An 18,769-nucleotide genomic window follows, 5' to 3' on the forward strand; every position below is an offset into this window, starting at 1 on the left:
CACCGTTCATGCCTGGGCCTCGCGGATCCTCGCATTCCCGGTTCCGGTCCTGCTTAGGCTACCCCTGATCCAGGTTTGATTTTCACAGGGATCATGAGGTAGCGGACCCCATTTGCCTCCGCGGGCGGGAACTTTCCGGCGCGTATATTGACCTGGATTGACGGCAGGAGAAGTCTCGGTGCTGCAAGCTTGGTGTCCCGCTCGGTGCGCATGGCGACGAACTCGTCTTCCGCGACGCCGTCCTTTACGTGCACGTTACGCTCGCGCTGTTCTGAGGCCGAGGTCTCCCAGGCGTATGTATCGCGCCCAGGCGCCTTGTAATCGTGGCACATGAACAACCGCGTCTGCGGCGGGAGGGCCAGTAATCGCCGGATGTACCTGAAGAGTTGGCGGGCATCGCCGCCGGGGAAATCGGCTCGGGCGGTACCGTAATCCGGCATGAACATCGTATCGCCAATGAACACATTATCCGCGATCTTGTAGGAAATATCGGCCGGTGTGTGGCCTGGCGTATGAAGCACCTCGACCTCGAGTTCGCCAATCTTGAAGCGTTCGCCATCCTTGAAGAGGTGATCGAAGTCGCTGCCGTTCGTTTCCAGATCGGTAGCGTTGAAGATCGGTCGGAAGATTCTCTGAACGTCCTTGATGTGCTCGCCGATCCCGATCTTCGCGCCCGTCTTCGCCTTGATGTAGGGCGCGCCGGATAGATGATCGGCATGGGCGTGGGTTTCGAGCACCCATTCGACAGCGTAGCCCGCCGTTCGGGCGGCCGTAACAATCGCCTCAACCGATCGCGTGTCCACCGTGCCTGAGTTGTGATCGTAGTCGAGAACGGGGTCGATCACCGCAGCCGCCTTCGTGGCTGGATCGGCGACGAGATAGCTGACCGTATTTGTGGGCTCGTCAAAAAATGCGCTGATCACGGGTGTGCCTGACATGGTGCTCGCCTTTCGTCTGTGTCGTGCGTTTCGTCCTTGACAATATATTAGAGAACGCTAAATAAGCAATGACTAATTAATGGGGATGTAGATGGCGCAGCCGTCTTTCGATCTGAAGACCTTCGAGGGAAAGGCCACCGAGGTTGCGGGGATTCTTCGGGCCATCGCAAACGAGCGGCGCCTCATGATCCTGTGCAAGCTCGTGGAGTGGGGCGAGGGCAGCGTGACCTCGCTGGCGTCGGAAGTTGGGCTGTCGCAATCCGCCCTCTCGCAGCATCTCGCCAAGATGCGGGACGAAGGGATTGTGACCTTCCGCCGGGAGAGTCAGACCCTCTGGTACCGGATCGCCGACCCGCGGATTGAAGACCTCTTCGCCAATTTGCACCGACTTTTCTGCCGCTCCTGAATTGATGACTGAACGGAGATTGCGCATGTCCCTTTCCACACTCACGCCTGAACAGGCCAAACGCCTCCTCGATCAGGGGGCCTTGCTTGTCGATATTCGCGAACCCGATGAGCACGCCCGTGAAAAAATTCCGGGAGCGTTCCTGATGCCGCTGTCGAAACTCGACGAGGCGGAGGGCATGCCGCACGCTGGCAGGAAGGTCATCTTTCATTGCAAAAGCGGTGCACGGACTGTGGCCAACGCGGCACGGCTGGCCAGCAAGGCGGCAGGAAATTGCGAGGCGTCTCTTCTTGAGGGCGGGCTGGACGGCTGGAAGAAGGCCGGCCTTCCTGTCGAAATCGACCGTCGCCAACCGCTCGAGCTGCAACGGCAGGTGCAGATCGGCGCTGGCATGTTGGGCTTGCTTGGCACTGCTCTTGGCGTGTTTGTCTCACCTTGGTTCCTTATCGTACCTGCTTTCGTTGGGGCTGGACTGACGCTGGCCGGCGTCACTGGCTTTTGCGGGATGGCAAGAATTCTCACAAAGGCGCCCTGGAACGCTGCTCTCCATTCGAGCTCCAATCCGACACGCGCCGCCTAACGCCAGCGCTGGAGAAACCAATGCTGTCCCTCACTCAAAGCCTCCTCGCACTTGCCTCGGGCTCACTCGTAGGCTTCTCCCTGGGGCTCGTGGGAGGGGGCGGCTCGATCCTCGCCGTGCCGCTTCTGGTGTACGTGGTCGGAGTGACAAACCCCCATGTGGCCATCGGAACGAGTGCGATCGCGGTCTCTGTGAACGCTGCGGCCAGCCTGTTGAGCCACGCGCGTGCTGGGCACGTGAAATGGCGCTGTGCGCTCGTTTTTGCCGCCTCCGGCATTGTCGGGGCCTTTGGAGGTTCCACGCTCGGCAAGATGGTGGACGGCCAAAAGCTGCTCACGCTTTTTGCGGTCCTGATGCTGATCGTTGCGGGTCTGATGCTCCGAAAGCGCCGGGGCGAGGGCAACCCGCAAGTCCGCCTTGGACGGGAAAACGTCCTGAAGCTTGTCGGCATCGGTATGGCGACAGGAGCGCTGTCGGGATTTTTCGGGATTGGTGGGGGCTTCCTCATCGTGCCGGGGCTGATCATGGCGACCGGCATGCCGATCCTGAACGCGGTGGGCTCCTCGCTCGTCGCAGTGTCGGCCTTCGGCCTGACCACAACGTCAAACTATGCCCTGTCCGGACTGATTGACTGGCCTCTTGCGCTTGTCTTCATCGGCGGCGGCATTCTCGGCGGCTTGGTCGGGGCCCGGGCCGCACACGGGCTAGCCAGCAAGGAAGGGGCACTCAATAGCGTATTCGCGACGATGATCATCGTCGTTGCGATCTACATGCTTGTCATGAGCGTCGGTTTTCTCTGAGCTGCCGACACAGCTGCTCCAGAGTCTGCCTCCCTGTTCCTTCCGCGTTCGGAATGTCTGGCGATGGCCGCCTGCCGGATCAGCGACTGCCTCGCATATTTGGAGAATCGACGCATCCGCACCAAGAGACTGGGTGGATGACGAGATCGGACCGAGGTGGCCGAGGGCGCCGGCGACGAAAAGGGAAACTCCTGGTTTTCGGAGCGAATGTGCAGGAGCAGCCGCTGTCGCAAACTGTGCGTTCAGGTCGCCGCTGGCAGCTATCCGGGCTTGTCCTCCGTGACCGCGCGGATCGTCGCGACGAGAGCACTTGCGAACGGACCTCCCGCCCCGCCAATGTCTGCGTTGCCGCGTCGCGGATGGTTCGGGAGCGCATCTCGCCGCTGCCCTGCACGCCCTGAGGATTGGAGTGCTCTCCAACCTTGACGGGGAGGTTGAGAGTGGACACTCCGATAATCTCGCCAGACACTCGGTCGCGCCCTGAAGGTTGATTCGTGATAGTTGTCAGCGAAAGATTGCCTAGAGTGTCGCTGCCTCATGGCTGCTCGGGGGCGGTGAATTACCTTGCCCATCATGCGGAGCGTGGTTTCGGGTCCAGCCCTGTCCTCAATCTTGTGCCTGCAACCCAACGCCATGATCTCTGTCACTACGTTTCATTGATCGCGGACGCGCGGGGACAATGTCCGCTGCCTGATGTCGAGGCGCTGGAGGATCTCTACTCGGGACGCGCGATCGCTCGTGTGAACCATGATCTTGCTGGCGAGATCAAGGCCACGTTTGCCCATCTGGATGCCGACGCGCAGGTTCTCGGCTGTGCACTCAATGAAGATGTCGATGGAGTGTATCACGGCCTCGCTCAGAGGATTTTCGACACCCTGCGACTTCCCTCATGTACGCTCTGGTTCGAGCGACACGCCGGAGTCTGGCTCAACACGCGGATCGAAATGGCCTGCCGTGTGGACGAGACCGCCGATATCTGGCTGACAGACAGGCGGCCCTCGCCGGTCGAGACCTTCTCAGTGAGGCGGCGAATGGCCCCGCCGTCTCTTGCGATCCTCCACACGCCGGGGCGGGCGCTCACACCATCCAATCCCGAAGCGCTTCGAAGATTTCTCGCCGCTGCTGCTTCGCTCAATCTCGACGCCCGGCTCATTTCCCGTTTTGAGGCCGATCGGATCAGGGATTTTGCCGGTCTGCTCATTCGTGATCACACACGACTTGACGATGACACCTATGAATTGTCTCGGCAGGCGAGGGATCTCGGCCTTGCCCTTGTGGACGACCCAGCTTCCATTCTGAGGTGCGCCAACAAAGCCTTTCTATTTGAGCTCCTCGCCCATTCGGGTCTTCCGGTACCTGGAACGGTGCTTGTCCATCAAGACAATGTCGAGGCTGCGCTGGCCGCGACCGCCTTTCCCTGTGTCGTCAAACTGCCCGAGTCATCGTTCTCGAAAGGCGTTTATCGGGCTAATGACGAAACAGAGCTGCGCAGGATCTGTCGCGATCTTTTCGGGTTGTCGTCGCTTCTGATTATCCAGGATTATCTGCCGACGCCCTACGACTGGCGTATTGGAATTATCGATCGAGAGCTGCTTTTCGCCTGCAAATATCACATGGTTGAAAACCATTGGCAGGTCGTCAAGCACAACGGCGGCCAGTATATCGAGGGCCGGACCGAGGCGGTTGATTTCCGGGACGTGCCGTCAAACGTGCGCGAGACTGCCCTTGCCGCCGCAGATCTCATTGGTGACGGGTTTTATGGGGTCGACCTGAAAGAGCTTGGCGGCAGATGCGTCGTCATCGAAATCAATGATAATCCGAACGTCGATGCGGGAAACGAAGATGCGAAAATGGGCCTTCAGCTCTACGAGCGGATCATGCGGGTCTTCGTGAAGCGCATCGGCAGCGCGGGACGATGACGGCCCTGACGGCGTTTTCCGGGTTTGGAGTCGAGATCGAGTATTGCATCGTCGGCATCAACGACCTCGAATGCCGGCCCATTGCTGATCGGATCCTGGCCGACATCGCCTCTTTGCCGGTGTCCGAAACTGATCCTGCCGCGTGGTCGAATGAGTTCGCGCTTCATGTGCTGGAAATGAAAAACCCTAGCCCTGTCGGGAAACTGGAGCATCTCGTCTCTCCCTTTCAGCGACAGGTCGGCGCGGTCAACGATGTGCTCCGCCCACACGGCGGCCGCCTGATGCCGACGTCGATGCATCCGTGGATGAACCCACTCACCGATATGCGCCACTGGGAGGTCGATCCGTTTGGTGTCTATCGCGCCTATCGACGCATCTTCGACACTCGGTCCCATGGTTGGGGAAACTTGCAGAGCATGCACCTCAACCTGCCATTCGCGGATGATGCTGAGTTCGTCCGACTGCACGAAAGCATTCGTCTCCTCCTGCCGATCATCCCATCCTTGTGCGCAAGCTCGGGGATCGCGGACGGCAGGGTGACGGCCTATCGCGACTTCCGGATGCACTGCTACCGGCACAATGCGGCAGCATATCCGCTCATCACGGGTTGCGTGATCCCCGATTCCGTCGAGAGCCGCGCGGCGTATGAGACGACAATCCTCGAGCCGATGTACGCATCACTCGCCGCGCAGGATCCCCGAGGCGCATTGCGGTACGACTGGCTCAATTCGAGAGGAGCAATCCCTCGCTTTGACCGCAACTCCATCGAGATCCGCGTGATCGACTCACAGGAATGCCCGGCGGCCGACCTTGCCGTTGCAGCCGCGATCACGGCCGCCGTCCATCAGCTCTTTGAAAATTCTGCCGATCAGCGCTTCGGTCACAAGCCAATACCGACGGGGCGTCTTGTCCGCCTGTTTGACGCCTGCGTTCGGTTCGCGGATCACGCGCTGATCGACGACGTGGATTTTTTGAGTCTTTTCGGATTTTCCGGACAAACCTGTCGCGCCGGCGATCTGTGGCGACACATCATGGGCCGGTTCCCGGACAGGGGAGTGATCGATCCATCGGTATGGGCTCCGCACTGGGCGAAGTTGATCGATCATGGCTGTCTCGCGCATCGGATCGAACTTGCGGCGGGGCCGGAGCCCTCTCGCATGAGACTGCAATCTGTCTATCGCGAGCTGTGTGAGTGCCTGGACCATGGCGAGATGTTCAGGTCCCCGTAGGGATAAGGCCCAGCCCTAGACCGGATTCCGCAACCGGGGATCGATCTTGAGACCTGCGCGGCCAAAGCCTGTCGTCCACCCGACCTCGTTGCCTCCGAGGCGGGTCACAAAGGTCCGCAACCCGGTTTGAAAAACGCCGGAGCATCGGCGTGCCATTTTTTGCTTGTGGCGGTTGCCATAACGGAAACGTCGAGTTAAACGATTAACAGTTAAACGATTAACAGCGGCTGTTCATGGCTCCCAAGCGCTCAACCATCAAAGACGTGGCCAAACGGGCCGGGGTGTCGACCGCGACCGTCTCGAACGTGTTTAGTGGCTCGAAGCCCGTGAACGCCGAATTGAGGGAACGTGTCGAGGGAGCAGCCCGAGCGTTATCCTATCACGTTGACCGTGCCGCATCGCAGTTGCGCTCCGGGCAAACGAAAGTCGTGGGCGTGCTCGTGCCGGACCTCGACGACGTGTTCTTTACCTCGCTGGTTTCGCGGCTCGAGGTGAGGGCGCAGGAAGACGGATATGATGTCATCGTCGCCTCATCCCGTGACAACCCGGAGCTTGAGCGGTCGCGCCTGCGAGCTCTGCTCGGTTGGCGGCCGTCCGGCCTGATTGCGGTACCCAACAACGACGAGATTCCGCAGATTTTGGCCGACGAGGCGCATCGGTTGCCGATCGTGCTGGCCGACCGCGTTGCCGGGATCAGCACCTTTGCGGATGCTGTAACAATTGATAACCACGAAGCAGGAGCCATGGCCGCGAGCCATCTCGTGGCCTTGGGGCATCGCGACGTGGTTATCGCGGCCTCCCATCTTTCGTTCGCGCCTATCCGCGAGCGCGTCCGCGGCGCCGACAGCGTTCTGTTCGGCGAATTCGGAGAGGGAGCTCGCGTGGTCGAGCTTGGTTCCAACAGTGACCGCGGTGCGGACATTTTTGCGGACTGGCTGGACCGGAATGCGCGCCCGACGGCGATCCTCGCGCTCACCAACGTGACGACGCTCGCCGTGCTCTCGGCGCTGGCGGCGCGTCGCATCGATCTGCCGGAGCAGATCTCGCTCATCGGCTTCGACGATTATGCCTGGATGAGCGCACGCAAAACGGCGTTGACGGCTGTTCGCCAGCCGGTTGACGCCATGGCAGGGATGCTTTGGGACCGGTTGAAGGCGCGCATCGGCGGCGACGATTCACCGCCACGCCGCATCGAGCTCAATACATCGCTGCAGGTTCGCGATTCCGTGCGCGATCTCAGCATGACCGCAAATGCCAGGCCTGTTCTGCCCCGCAAGCACGCGCCGGTTCCCGGCGAGTAAGAAGCGGACGGATCACACCCATGAACCGTGCAGGATAAGGTCGAGGAGGACATCGTGCGCACAAAGAGCCTTGCCCAGTCATTGCCGCTGATCGCTCCAGTTCACATGCTGATTCTGAGTGTCATTGTCATTCCGTCAGCCTTCGTTGTCTGGCTCAGCGTGACGAAGTCCACATTCGGGCAGGACCCGTCTTTTGTCGGGCTCGAGAACTATATTCGCGTGCTGTCCGATCCTGCCTTCCGCAGGGCGCTCTGGAACACTATCGTTATCGTTGTCTGCGCCGTCCATATCGAGCTTGCGGTCGGGCTCCTTGTCGCGCTGCTTTTCGCCAGTGGCCTCTGGTTCCGGCGTTTCCTGCTCGTCGCGGTGCTCGCGCCCTATGCGGTGAGCGAGGTGATCGCGGTCGTCATGTGGCGTTTCCTCTTCGACCCCGATGCCGGCCCGATCACGCTCGCCCTGAAGGCGCTCGGCCTTCCCATCCTCGACTGGTCGTTCGAGCCGACCCACGCCATGGTGCTGATCGCGTTGCTTACCATCTGGCTGCACCTGCCCTTCACGTTCATCATCCTCTACGCGGCGCGACTGGCCATCCCGAGCGATCTCTACGAGGCCGCCCGCATCGACGGCGCGACACCCTTCCAGGCGTTTCGTCGGGTGACCTTCCCGCTGCTGGGTCCGGCCGTCATGGTGGCGCTGCTGTTCCGCTACATCTTCGCGTTCCGCATCTTCTCCGAAGTCTGGCTGTTGACCGGCGGCGGCCCCGCCCGGTCCACCGAGGTCGTGGCGGTCTACCTCTACCAGGAGGCGTTCAGCTACAACGCCTTCGGGTCCGCTGCCGCGACAGCGTGGATCATGGTGGCGGCCTCGCTTGTGCTGGCCAGCGGTTACGTCTTCCTGCTGCGCAAACAGGTGACCGGCAATGCGCACTAAGAGACTTTCCATCGGTTTGGGGAAGACGCTGGCTGTCGCAGCGCTGCTGTTCTGGTCGCTGTTTCCGATCGCCTTCATCGTCATGTCGTCGCTGAAGCCCGGGCAGGAGATCTTCGCGGTCCCGCCCGCCTATCTGTTCACCCCGACCTTCGAGAACTACGCCTCGCTTTGGAACCGCTGGGGATCGTTCTTCGACGGATTGCTCAACAGCACCATCGTCACGGCGGGCGCGACAGCGCTTGCGGTGAGCGCCAGCACCTGCGCGGGCTACGTCTATTCGCGCAATGCCGGGCGATTTCTCAATGCCAGCGTCGTGTTTCTCATCGTCGTCCGGCTGATTCCGCCCATCGTAGTCACGCTGCCACTTTTCCCCATCATCAACGCCATGGGGCTGAACGATACGCACATCGTGCTGATCGTGCTCTACGCGACGTTCTTCGTGTCGCTGGGTGCAATCCTGATGCGCACCTTCATCGACCAGATTCCGCGCGAACTGGACGAGGCGGCACAGATCGACGGCGCGAAACCGCTCACCATCCTGTTGCGGGTCATCGTGCCGCTGGCGGCGCCGGGCATTCTGGCGGTCGCCGTGTTCGTCGTTGTGTTCTCGTGGAACGAGTTCCTCTTTGCCTTCATCTTCACTGCCACCAAGGCCAAGACGACGCCTCTGGTGATCTCGGAGATGATCGGCTCCATCGACGGGGTCGACTGGGGCATTCTGTTCGCCGCGTCAACGGTGCAACTGGCCCCTGTTCTTCTCTTCGTCGTGCTCATGAATCGCTATCTCGTCGCTGGACTGACGGCCGGCGCCACCAAGGGATGATCAACCGTCTGCAGGGAGGTAAACAAGCATGAAAAACACGTCTACACTCGCATTGACCCGCCGCCGCTTCCTCGGCACCACCATGGGTGCCGCCGCCGTTCTCGCGTCGCGCCCGTCCTGGGCCGCCGCGAAAACGCTGAACGTCCTCAGCCACAAGGTGCACGAGACCGTGCTCGGCACCGGCGAGACCGACCTCTTGAAGAACTGGAAGACCGCCAACGATGCGGCCGTGACGTTCACGACCTTCGATTCCAATCCGCTCCAGGACCGTCTTTTCCGCGAGGCAAGTCTCTCCGAGACCGATTACGGCGTCGGTTTCATGGTCGACAATCGCCCAACGGCCGAGATCGCGTCGTTGTTCGAGCCGCTGGACGAGAAGCTGAAAAGCGATCCGATCGAGGATTTTGCCGATATCGCTCCTGGGCTGGTGCAGGGCATGACCATCAACCGGAAGCTCATCGGCATCCCGGTTCGCCATGCCACGCAGGGTTTGTTCTACAACGAGGCGCTGCTTGAGGAGGCCGGCATCTCGGCGCCCCCGACCACCCTTGAGGAACTCGTCGAACAGGCCAAGAAGCTCACCTTTACGTCCAAGGCCGGCACGCCGGTGACGGGCATGATCCTGGCGAGCGATCTGGCGGTCTTTCCGGTGATGTTCGCGCGCGCCTTCGGGGGCGATTTCATCACCAAGGATTTCGCACTTGTGCCGGACCCGGTGGCGATGGAAAAGGCATTGGAGACGCTTCGGGCGATGTTTGCGGCCGGCGCCTTGCCGCGCAGCTACGCGACCACCAAGAACGACGATCAGGTGACCTGGATGCAGCAGGGCAGGGCCGCCTTCACCGTGCTGCCGTTCGCGCGCTTCGCCCAGTTGAACAATCCCGATCAGAGCAAGTATCCCGGCAAGATCAAGGCGATCGAGTTCCCGGTCTCGGCAGCGCTCGTCGGCAAGACGCCCATGGCCTCGGTGACGGAAGCCTGGGCGATGGTGATTCCGAAGAACACCAAGGACAAGGCGCTTGCCTGGTCGTTCATCAAGGAAGTGTCGAGCAAGCGCGTCACGCTGGGCATGGCGCTGAACGGCAACGGCCCGGTGCGTGTGTCGACCTATGCCGATCCGGCGCTCATTCAGAAGAGCCCGGTCGCTGCGGTCGAGGCGAAGGCGCTTGCGACGGCGCGCGCGACCTTCCCGCCCTTCCCGGAAGCCGCACGCGCGCAGGCCACCATGCTCGAAGAGGTTCAGCTCGCTGTCCTCGGCCGCAAGCCCGTCAAGGAGGCGGTTGCGGCGATCATCCAGCGCGTGAAGCCGTTGATGCCTGCCTAGTCGGCGAAAATCCTTCAGGCCCGTGCTGCCGATTGCACGGGCCTGCAACCCCATGAAACCTGCCAGCAGATCGCAAAGCCATTTCCGTCGAGGTTGAGAACAATGCCCAGCACCACCGTCAAGTCCATTCAGGAACCCGCCCGTTCCATTCCCGTCTCGGCCGAGTATGACGTGCTCGTCGTCGGGGGCGGGCCGTCCGGCCTCACCGCCGCGCTTGCCGCTTCCGAGGACGGATTGCGCGTCGGCCTGATCGAGAGCCGCAGCTTTGTCGGCGGCAACATGACGATCGGATTGCCGGTGCTGGGCTTCCTCGGCCAGAAGGGCAACCAGATCATTGACGGCCTGCCCGAGAAGTTCATCAAACGCCTGCGGACCGAGCGCGATGGTGCGAGCGAACACCGGCCGTGCCCGCTGCATATGGGCATCACGCTTGTCGAGCCAGAGGCCGTCAAGACGGTGGCGCTCGAGATGCTGACCGAGGCGGGCGTCGATGTGCTGTTCTACACGTTTTTTGCCGGCGCGATCATGGATGGCGACAGCATCCGCGGCATCATCACCGAGAGCAAGAGCGGGCGTTCCGCGGTCCTCGCCAAGGTGGTGATCGACTGCACGGGTGACGCGGACGTGGCCTACCGCGCCGGCGTGCCGTGCGAGAAAGGTGACGAGCACGGGGGCATGCAGCCGCCGACGCTCATGTTCTGCCTCGGCGGAGTCGACACCGAAAAGCTGCGCATGACCATCGCCAACGCGCCCAAGGAGGCGCGCACCTATCTGACGGACTTCATTCCCGCCGAGTATTTCGGCCAGAACAACCAGTTCATCGTCGTGGGCCTGCGCGAACTCATGGCCAAGGCCAAGGCCGAGCGCGGCCTCAGCATCCCCAACGAACGGACCATCATCATCACCGGCCTGAAGAAGGGCGAGGTGTGGATCAACATGACGCGCGTGACCGGTACCGACGGCACCGACGCCCGCAGCCTCACCGAGGGCGAGATCGAAGGCCGCGCCCAGATCGACGATATCGTCACCTACCTCATCCACTACGTGGCGGGTTTTGAGAACGCCTATTTCACCAAGACGGCGCCGTTCCTCGGCATCCGTGAAACGCGCCGCATCGTGGGGCAGTACATGATGACCCAGGACGACGTTCTGTCCTGCCGCCACTTCGACGATTCCATCGCTGTCGCGTCCTATCCCATCGACATCCATCGTCCCGGCGACGAGGGCTGCACGCTGATCTGGTGTGGCGATTGCTACGACATCCCGTATCGCTCGCTCGTGCCGCAAAAAGTGTCCAACCTGCTCGTCGCCGGCCGCTCGATCTCCGCCACCCACGAGGCGATGGGCGCAATCCGTGTCATGGCCACCTGCATGGCGATGGGCGAGGCCGCCGGTCGGGCAGCCAAGATCTCCGTGCGCGGCAACCGGACGCCTGCCGATATCGACGTCGGGGATTTGCGGCGTCAGCAGCTGCAGCGGGGCGTCTATCTGCGCAATCCCGACGGCAGCCGGACAATGCCAGAAGGCCTGGCGCCGGCCGCCTGAGCACCATCGAGCAAGGAACGGTAGAGCCGCATGGCGACGGATCATTACATCGGCGTAGACGTCGGAACGGGCAGCGCGCGCGCCGGAATTTTCCGGCGCGACGGCACGCTCGTCGCCACGGCCAAGCGCGACATCAGGCTCTGGCAGGACGGTCCTGACATCGCGGAGCAGTCCAGCGACGACATCTGGCAGGCCGTCGCAGCCAGTGTGCGCGAGGCGCTGGCGGAGGCTGACCTCGAAGCTGACGCCATCGCGGGCATCGGTTTTGATGCCACCTGCTCGCTGGTGGTCGTCGGACCCGAGGGCGCGCCGCTGGCGGTCGGGCCCCACGGCGATGATGAACGCAACATCATCGTCTGGATGGATCATCGGGCGACCGAGAACGCACAACGGATCAACCGCCTTGGCCATCGCGTGCTCGACTATGTGGGAGGAGTCATCTCGCCGGAGATGGAAACGCCCAAATTGCTCTGGCTGAAGGAGAACCTTCCTTCGACCTACGGGTCGGCCTGGCAGTTTTTCGATCTCGTCGACTTCCTCACCTGGCGGGCCACAGGAAGCCTCGCTCGGTCCGCATGCACCGTCACGTGTAAATGGACCTACATGGCCCATGAAAGCCGCTGGGATGAGAGCTTCTTCCGCCAGATCGGTCTCGGCGATCTGGCCGATGACGCCTTCGCGCGCATCGGCACCGACATCGTGCCGGCCGGGAATGCGCTTGGCGCGGGTCTCACGGCGCAAGCCGCACAGGATCTCGGCCTGAAGCCTGGGACACCGGTCGGTGCCGGCCTCATCGATGCCCATGCGGGCGGCATCGGCACAGTCGGTGGATCGGCCACCACCACGATGGCCTATGTGCTTGGCACCTCGGCCTGCACGATGGCGAGCAGTGTTGAGCCAATCTTCATCCCGGGCGTCTGGGGTCCGTATTTCAGCGCGATGGTGCCGGGCCTCTGGCTGAATGAAGGTGGACAATCGAGCGCTGGCGCTGCGATCGATCAGATCGTGCATCTCCACCCCTCTGCCGGTGAGGCGCGCGCACTCGCTGAATCACGCGGCCAGTCCGTGCCGGATTTCCTGGCAGAGCTTGCGGTCAACAAGGCCGCCTCTTTGTCTGATGCCATTGGTTGGGCGGGCGGTCTCGTGATCGTGCCGGACTTCCTCGGCAATCGCTCGCCCCATGCGGACCCCGACGCGCGCGCGATCATTGCTGGGCTCGGGATGGAGCGCGATCGCGACAATCTCGTGGCCCATTACGTCGCGGGAATCCTCGGCCTCGGCTATGGACTCCGTCAGATCATCGCGGCGAGCCGTGCCAAAGGCGCGGTCATCGACACCATCGCGCTGAGCGGCGGTGCTGGCCGGCACCCGCTCGTGCGCCAGCTTCTTGCGGATTGCACCCGGGTGCCGGTCGCCGTGTCGCGGCAGGCCGAGCCGGTGCTTCTCGGCAGCGCGATGCTCGGCGCGACGGCGAGCGGATCCTTCTTGGATCTTGCCGCTGCCATGGACGCGATGACCGGCGCCGCCGACCTGTTCCAGCCAACGCGGGACGAATCCCTCATCGCTCAACACACGCAGCGTTTTTCGGCTTTCGAGGCGCTCCAGCGGGCCGCGCGCGACAGCCGCATTCAGACGACGGAGACTTGAGATGGCCGGCCTGCGCCTGCAGAAACTACGCAAAGCCTTCGGTGCTGCCCAGATCATCAAGGGCGTCGATATCGACATCGCCGACGGCGAGTTCGTGGTGTTCGTCGGTCCCTCCGGTTGTGGAAAATCCACCTTGCTCCGCATGATCGCCGGGCTGGAAGACATTACCGCCGGCGACCTTTTCATCGGCGATCAGCGCTGCAACGACATGGAGCCGCGCGACCGGGGCATCGCCATGGTGTTCCAGTCCTACGCGCTCTATCCGCACCTGACCGTCTACGACAACATGAGCTTCGGGCTCACGCTGAGCAAGACGCCCAAGGCCGAGATCGAGACGCGGGTGCGAGAGGCCGCGCGCATCCTCAAGCTCGAGGAACTGCTCGATCGCAAGCCCGCCAACCTGTCAGGCGGACAGCGTCAGCGGGTCGCCATCGGCCGCGCGATCATCCGCAAGCCTGCCGTGTTCCTGTTCGACGAGCCCCTGTCAAACCTCGATGCTGCCCTGCGGATGGATATGCGCATGGAGATCGCCCGGCTGCACAAGGAGCTCGGCGCCACCATGATCTACGTCACGCATGACCAGGTGGAGGCGATGACGCTGGCCGACAAGATCGTCGTGCTTGATGCCGGCAAGGTGCAGCAGATCGGCAGGCCCATCGATCTCTACAAGAAGCCGGCCAACCGCTTCGTTGCCGGGTTCATCGGATCGCCCAAAATGAACTTTCTGGACGTGCGGGTGACGGGTGTGTCGAATGGCGCAGTCACGGTGGAATCGCCGACGGTGGCTTCCGTCGCCATCGAAGCCGAGGGCTTCTCGGTCGGCGACCGGGCGGTGCTCGGAGTGCGGCCGCAACTGCTTCGCCGTGGGCAGCAGCAGCCCGGCCTCGGCGTTATCCGCGGCACGGTTTCGCTCGCCGAGCGGCTTGGCGCCGAGACGATCGTCAGCCTTGAGACGGCCTCCGGCGAGAGAGCGCTTGCGGTTATTCCGCAGGACGAGGTGTTCGAGACGGGAAGTGCTGTCGAATTTGTCTTCGAGCCCGACGCCGCGCACCTGTTTGCCGCCTGAACAATTCACCAGGAGAGTTGACGATGAGTCTTGATATGGGCGGCAAGGTTGCGGCGATCACCGGCGCTGCCTCAGGCATCGGTCTCGAATGCGCCAAGGCCCTGTTGAACGCCGGCGTCCGGGTGGTGCTGGTCGACCGCGACAGGGACGCGCTTTCGACCATTTGCGCGGATCTCGGCAAGGAGGCCATTCCGCTGGTGGTCGACGTGACGGATAAGGCGAGCGTGTCCGCCATGCTGCCCGCGATTCTCCGGCAGACCGGACAGCTTGACATTTTCCATGCCAATGCCGGCTCCTATGTGGGCGGGCAAGTGGTCGACGGCGACCCCGATGCCTGGGATCGCATGCTCAACCTCAACATCAACGCGGTCTTCCGCACCGTCCACGCGGTGCTGCCCCATATGGTCGAGCGCAGAACCGGCGATGTCATCGTCACCAGTTCGATTGCCGGCGTCGTGCCGGTGGTGCACGAGCCGATCTACACCGCCTCTAAACATGCGGTGCAGGCTTTCGTGCACACATTGCGCCGTCAGGTGGCAAAACACGGGCTGCGGGTCGGCGCGGTGTTGCCGGGCCCGGTCGTGACCGCGCTAATCAAGGACTGGCCGAAGGACAAGCTGGAGGCCGAACTTGCGGCCGGCGGCCTGATGGAGCCGGTGGAGGTGGCCGAGGCCGTGCTCTTCATGCTCACGCGGCCACGCAATGTCACCATCCGGGATTTGGTAATCCTACCCCAGAGCAACGATCTGTAAATGCGCTACGGATCCATCGTGTAGACGAGCTGCGTGATCATCGCGGCGAAGGACTGCACCCGGTCGGTCTTCTCGGTGTCGGAGAGCTTGGCGTTCGCCGCGACCTTCGGGCAATAGGCGGCGATCAGGTTGTTGACCGCGAGGTCGGTGCCGATGCCGCCCGCCTTGAGGTTGACGATGGCAGCCTTCAGCTTGTCCGGGTTCGTGAGGTCGTCGTCGCCTGGAAGGATTTGGGCGATTTTCGCCTGGGTTGCCTTGGAATCCATGTCGCTCACAAGGGGACAGTCGAAGGCTGCGAAAGCGGGTCTTTCCAGGGCGCTCCAGATGCCGGTGGACAGCACGAGGGTCGCGACGAGACGGTTCATGGGAACTCCTGAGGGCGGCGCGAGGCCGGGGGCAGGCTTGCCGGGTGAGGGCGCTGACCGGTCGGCTGGCGACCCGGTTCAGGCGGTGGATAGCGTCGACCGTAGCACGATGTGCGCGAGCGTTCATCCACCGGAACGCCAACAATGATGATTTGACCGGCGATATGTCGCCTTCTGCGGCCTCGTCGCTGGGCGCAACCCATGGCATAAGGCCGCCGCATTTTGTCCAGGTCCCAGGTCCATGATTCGCGTCGAGAACGTCAGCAAGCAAAACAGCCACCGCATCCTCTTCATCGAGGCCTCCGCTTCGTTGCAGAAGGACGAAAAGGTGGGCCTGGTCGGCCCCAACGGCGCGGGCAAGACGACGCTGTTTCGCATTATCACGAAGGAAGAACAGCCGGACGAGGGTCAGGTCTCCGTCGATCGCGGCGTGACGATCGGTTATTTCAGCCAGGATGTCGGCGAAATGGCCGGCCGCAGCGCGGCCGCGGAGGTGATGGACGGAGTTGGGCCGGTCAGCGCGGTGGCGGCCGAATTGCGGGAGCTCGAAACCGCGATGGTCGACCCGGAACGGTTGGGCGATCTTGATGAGGTCCTGGAGCGTTATGGAGAGGTCCAGGCGCGCTACGAGGAACTGGACGGCTACTCCCTCGAGGCCCGCGCCCGGGAGGTTCTGGCCGGCCTCGGTTTCAGCCAGGAGATGATGGACGGCGATGTGGGCGGCCTGTCGGGCGGGTGGAAGATGCGCGTCGCGCTGGCCCGCATTCTGCTGATGCGGCCCGACGTGATGCTTCTTGACGAGCCGAGCAACCACCTCGACCTGGAAAGCATCATCTGGCTGGAAGGGTTCCTGAAAGGGTACGACGGCGCGCTGCTGATGACCTCGCACGACCGGGCCTTCATGAACCGGATCGTCAACAAGGTCCTGGAGATCGACGGCGGAACGCTTACCACCTATTCGGGCGATTACGAGTTCTACGAGCAGCAGCGCGCGCTCAACGAGAAGCAGCAGCAGGCGCAGTTCGAGCGCCAGCAGGCAATGCTCGCCAAGGAGATCAAGTTCATCGAACGCTTCAAGGCGCGCGCCTCCCACGCCGCGCAGGTGCAGAGCCGGGTGAAGAAGCTCGACAAGATCGACCGGGTGGAGCCGCCCCGGCGGCGGCAGAGCGTGGCGTTCGAGTTCCAGCCCGCGCCGCGTTCCGGAGACGATGTCGTCAGCCTGAAGAACGTCCACAAGCGGTACGGGAGCCGGAGCATCTATGAAGGGCTCGACTTCACGGTGCGTCGCAAGGAGCGCTGGTGCGTCATGGGCGTCAACGGGGCGGGCAAGTCGACGCTGCTGAAGCTGGTCGCGGGCACCACGTCCCCCGACCAGGGCACCGCTGCCTTGGGCGGCAGCGTGAAGATGGGCTATTTCGCCCAGCACGCCATGGAGGTGCTGGAGGGCGACAGCACTGTGTTTCAATGGCTGGAGGATTCGTTTCCCCAGGCGGGGCAGGGGTCGCTGAGATCGCTGGCAGGGTGCTTTGGCTTTTCCGGCGACGATGCGGAGAAGAAATGTCGCGTTTTGTCAGGCGGCGAGAAGGCCCGCCTGGTCATGGCCAAGATGCTGTTCGATCCGCCAAACTTTCTGGTCCTCGACGAGCCGACGAACCATCTCGACATGGCCACCAAGGAGATGCTGATCGAGGCGCTCGCGCGCTATGAGGGCACCATGCTGTTCGTGTCGCACGATCGGCATTTTCTATCGGCCCTGTCCAACCGTGTCCTTGAACTCACTCCCGATGGCGTTCATCAATATGGGGGCGGCTACACCGAATATGTGGCGCGCACGGGCCAGGAGGCGCCGGGCCTTCGGATGTAACGGGGTTGCGTCGCGTTGGGCGTTGTGATCGCCGGGATAAAGCAGGAACCGCACACCCTCTCTGTTTGTTGGCTGGCAACCTTCAAGGAGAGATGTGATGCGCGCACTATGTTGGCACGGTAAAGGCGACGTTCGGGTGGACACGGTTCCGGACCCGAAAATTCAGCACCCGCGGGATGCCATCATCAAGATTTCCTGCTGCGCGATCTGCGGATCTGATCTGCACCTGCTGGATGGCTATCAGCCGACCATGGAATCCGGAGACATTCTGGGCCATGAGAACATGGGCGAGGTGGTCGAGGTCGGCCCCGAGGTCAAGAACCTCAAAAAAGGTGACCGGGTGGTGGTGCCGTTCACCATCAGCTGCGGGGAGTGCTGGTTCTGCAAACAGGGATTGTTCTCCTGCTGCGACACCACCAACCCCAATGCCGACATGGCCATCAAGGCCATGGGCCATTCGCCCGCCGGTCTGTTCGGCTTCAGCCACATGCTCGGCGGTTATAGTGGCGGGCAGGCGGAATATCTGCGCGTGCCGATGGCGGATGTCGGCCCGATCAAGGTCCCAGACAACGTGACGGACGAGCAGGCCCTGTTCCTCTCCGACATCTTTCCCACCGGCTACATGGCGGCCGAGAATGCGCAGATCAAGGACGGCGATACGGTCGCCATCTGGGGCTGTGGACCGGTAGGCCAGTTCGCGATCCGGTCCGCGCTGATGATGGGCGCCGGCCGCGTCATCGCCATCGACGAGGTTCCCGAGCGCCTTGCAATGGCCGAAGCCGGCGGGGCCGAGACGATCGATTTCTCGAAGACCGATGTCTATGACGAGCTGATGTCCCGCACCAATAACCGCGGTCCGGACAGCTGCATCGATGCGGTCGGCTGCGAAGCCTCCGGCCATGGTGCGGCGGATGCGATCCTCGACAAGGTCAAGGCCGCAGCCCACATGGCGACCGACCGGGTCCACGTGCTGCGGGAGGCCATCATGAGCTGCCGCAAGGCCGGCACGATCTCGATTCCGGGCGTCTATGTAGGCATGGGCGACAAGATCCCGCTCGGCGCCGCCATGAACAAGGGCCTCACCTTCAAGATGGGCCAAACCCACGTGCAGGCCTACACGAAGCCGCTTCTCGCCAAAATCGAAGCCGGCGAGATCGACCCGAGCTTTGTCGTCACGCACCCTGCAAGCCTCGAGGACGCGCCGGAGATGTACAAGAAGTTCCGGGACAAGGAGGATGGCGTCATCAAGGTGGTGCTCCGTCCCGGCGGCTGAGGCTGTA

Annotated in this window: 17 protein-coding genes; 15 read left to right on the forward strand and 2 right to left on the reverse strand. The window is 62.5% G+C overall.

The window, feature by feature from the left end; genetic code table 11:
• Positions 1-53: 53 nt before the first annotated feature.
• Positions 54-938: an MBL fold metallo-hydrolase gene (locus J4G32_RS10455; protein WP_210490302.1), complete on the reverse strand. Its 885-nt coding sequence runs from the start codon at positions 936-938 to the stop codon at positions 54-56.
• Between the two features lie 91 nt (positions 939-1,029).
• Here J4G32_RS10455 and J4G32_RS10460 point away from each other — a divergent pair, with 91 nt between their 5' ends.
• From J4G32_RS10460 to J4G32_RS10520, 13 genes are all read left to right on the forward strand, one after another.
• Positions 1,030-1,344, forward strand: a complete 315-nt coding sequence (locus J4G32_RS10460) for an ArsR/SmtB family transcription factor (protein ID WP_210490312.1) — start codon at positions 1,030-1,032, stop codon at positions 1,342-1,344.
• Entirely contained in the window at positions 1,298-1,924 is a 627-nt protein-coding gene (locus J4G32_RS10465) for a rhodanese family protein (protein ID WP_343232631.1), read from the forward strand. The genes J4G32_RS10460 and J4G32_RS10465 overlap by 47 nt, the downstream gene beginning before the upstream one ends.
• A 20-nt stretch (positions 1,925-1,944) precedes the next feature.
• On the forward strand, positions 1,945-2,724 hold the full coding sequence (locus tag J4G32_RS10470; protein ID WP_210490322.1) for a sulfite exporter TauE/SafE family protein: 780 nt from the start codon (positions 1,945-1,947) through the stop codon (positions 2,722-2,724).
• A 524-nt stretch (positions 2,725-3,248) separates the two neighbouring features.
• Positions 3,249-4,643 carry a RimK-like ATPgrasp N-terminal domain-containing protein gene (locus tag J4G32_RS10475; RefSeq protein WP_210490333.1) on the forward strand — a complete coding sequence of 465 codons (1,395 nt, stop codon included), beginning with the start codon at positions 3,249-3,251 and terminating at the stop codon, positions 4,641-4,643.
• The gene (locus J4G32_RS10480) at positions 4,640-5,872 is read left to right on the forward strand and encodes a glutamate-cysteine ligase family protein (protein ID WP_210490336.1); all 1,233 of its coding nucleotides are present in this window, start codon (positions 4,640-4,642) and stop codon (positions 5,870-5,872) included. The genes J4G32_RS10475 and J4G32_RS10480 overlap by 4 nt, the downstream gene beginning before the upstream one ends.
• Positions 5,873-6,105: 233 nt before the next feature.
• Positions 6,106-7,173, forward strand: a complete 1,068-nt coding sequence (locus J4G32_RS10485; RefSeq protein WP_210490339.1) for a LacI family DNA-binding transcriptional regulator — start codon at positions 6,106-6,108, stop codon at positions 7,171-7,173.
• A 54-nt stretch (positions 7,174-7,227) separates the two neighbouring features.
• Entirely contained in the window at positions 7,228-8,103 is an 876-nt protein-coding gene (locus J4G32_RS10490; RefSeq protein ID WP_343232632.1) for a carbohydrate ABC transporter permease, read from the forward strand.
• On the forward strand, positions 8,093-8,926 hold the full coding sequence (locus tag J4G32_RS10495) for a carbohydrate ABC transporter permease (RefSeq protein WP_210490349.1): 834 nt from the start codon (positions 8,093-8,095) through the stop codon (positions 8,924-8,926). Before J4G32_RS10490 ends, J4G32_RS10495 begins: the two co-directional genes overlap by 11 nt.
• 28 nt (positions 8,927-8,954) lie before the next feature.
• Positions 8,955-10,250, forward strand: a complete 1,296-nt coding sequence (locus J4G32_RS10500; RefSeq protein ID WP_210490369.1) for an ABC transporter substrate-binding protein — start codon at positions 8,955-8,957, stop codon at positions 10,248-10,250.
• Positions 10,251-10,352: 102 nt separating this feature from the next.
• Complete coding sequence (locus J4G32_RS10505) at positions 10,353-11,795, forward strand: FAD-dependent oxidoreductase (RefSeq protein ID WP_210490376.1); 1,443 nt, start codon at positions 10,353-10,355, stop codon at positions 11,793-11,795.
• A 30-nt stretch (positions 11,796-11,825) separates the two neighbouring features.
• Positions 11,826-13,442, forward strand: coding sequence for an FGGY-family carbohydrate kinase (locus J4G32_RS10510; RefSeq protein ID WP_210490389.1), 1,617 nt, complete (start codon positions 11,826-11,828; stop codon positions 13,440-13,442).
• A gap of 1 nt (position 13,443) precedes the next feature.
• Positions 13,444-14,508, forward strand: a complete 1,065-nt coding sequence (locus J4G32_RS10515; protein ID WP_210490405.1) for an ABC transporter ATP-binding protein — start codon at positions 13,444-13,446, stop codon at positions 14,506-14,508.
• 23 nt (positions 14,509-14,531) lie between these two features.
• On the forward strand, positions 14,532-15,260 hold the full coding sequence (locus J4G32_RS10520) for an SDR family oxidoreductase (RefSeq protein WP_210490417.1): 729 nt from the start codon (positions 14,532-14,534) through the stop codon (positions 15,258-15,260).
• Between the two features lie 5 nt (positions 15,261-15,265).
• Here J4G32_RS10520 and J4G32_RS10525 read toward each other — a convergent pair whose 3' ends face one another.
• Positions 15,266-15,625, reverse strand: coding sequence for a hypothetical protein (locus J4G32_RS10525; RefSeq protein ID WP_210490426.1), 360 nt, complete (start codon positions 15,623-15,625; stop codon positions 15,266-15,268).
• 241 nt (positions 15,626-15,866) lie between these two features.
• On the opposite strand from J4G32_RS10525, the gene J4G32_RS10530 reads away from it, so the two are divergent.
• Together J4G32_RS10530 and J4G32_RS10535 are read left to right on the forward strand one after the other, a co-directional pair.
• Positions 15,867-17,489 (forward strand): ABC-F family ATP-binding cassette domain-containing protein, encoded by a 1,623-nt coding sequence (locus J4G32_RS10530; protein WP_210490431.1) that lies wholly within the window; start codon positions 15,867-15,869, stop codon positions 17,487-17,489.
• Between the two features lie 97 nt (positions 17,490-17,586).
• Positions 17,587-18,762, forward strand: coding sequence for a zinc-dependent alcohol dehydrogenase (locus J4G32_RS10535; RefSeq protein ID WP_210490440.1), 1,176 nt, complete (start codon positions 17,587-17,589; stop codon positions 18,760-18,762).
• Positions 18,763-18,769: the final 7 nt, after the last annotated feature.

Source organism: Microvirga antarctica, from assembly GCF_017921815.1.
Lineage (GTDB): Bacteria > Pseudomonadota > Alphaproteobacteria > Rhizobiales > Beijerinckiaceae > Microvirga > Microvirga antarctica.

Coding starts and splice junctions, on each gene's coding strand:
- J4G32_RS10525 (WP_210490426.1), bottom strand. CDS start 15,625: ATGAACCGTCTCGTCGCGACCCTCGTGCTGTCCACCGGCATCTGGAGC.
- J4G32_RS10460 (WP_210490312.1), top strand. CDS start 1,030: ATGGCGCAGCCGTCTTTCGATCTGAAGACCTTCGAGGGAAAGGCCACC.
- J4G32_RS10495 (WP_210490349.1), top strand. CDS start 8,093: ATGCGCACTAAGAGACTTTCCATCGGTTTGGGGAAGACGCTGGCTGTC.
- J4G32_RS10530 (WP_210490431.1), top strand. CDS start 15,867: ATGATTCGCGTCGAGAACGTCAGCAAGCAAAACAGCCACCGCATCCTC.
- J4G32_RS10480 (WP_210490336.1), top strand. CDS start 4,640: ATGACGGCCCTGACGGCGTTTTCCGGGTTTGGAGTCGAGATCGAGTAT.
- J4G32_RS10485 (WP_210490339.1), top strand. CDS start 6,106: ATGGCTCCCAAGCGCTCAACCATCAAAGACGTGGCCAAACGGGCCGGG.
- J4G32_RS10535 (WP_210490440.1), top strand. CDS start 17,587: ATGCGCGCACTATGTTGGCACGGTAAAGGCGACGTTCGGGTGGACACG.
- J4G32_RS10500 (WP_210490369.1), top strand. CDS start 8,955: ATGAAAAACACGTCTACACTCGCATTGACCCGCCGCCGCTTCCTCGGC.
- J4G32_RS10510 (WP_210490389.1), top strand. CDS start 11,826: ATGGCGACGGATCATTACATCGGCGTAGACGTCGGAACGGGCAGCGCG.
- J4G32_RS10505 (WP_210490376.1), top strand. CDS start 10,353: ATGCCCAGCACCACCGTCAAGTCCATTCAGGAACCCGCCCGTTCCATT.
- J4G32_RS10470 (WP_210490322.1), top strand. CDS start 1,945: ATGCTGTCCCTCACTCAAAGCCTCCTCGCACTTGCCTCGGGCTCACTC.
- J4G32_RS10520 (WP_210490417.1), top strand. CDS start 14,532: ATGAGTCTTGATATGGGCGGCAAGGTTGCGGCGATCACCGGCGCTGCC.
- J4G32_RS10455 (WP_210490302.1), bottom strand. CDS start 938: ATGTCAGGCACACCCGTGATCAGCGCATTTTTTGACGAGCCCACAAAT.
- J4G32_RS10515 (WP_210490405.1), top strand. CDS start 13,444: ATGGCCGGCCTGCGCCTGCAGAAACTACGCAAAGCCTTCGGTGCTGCC.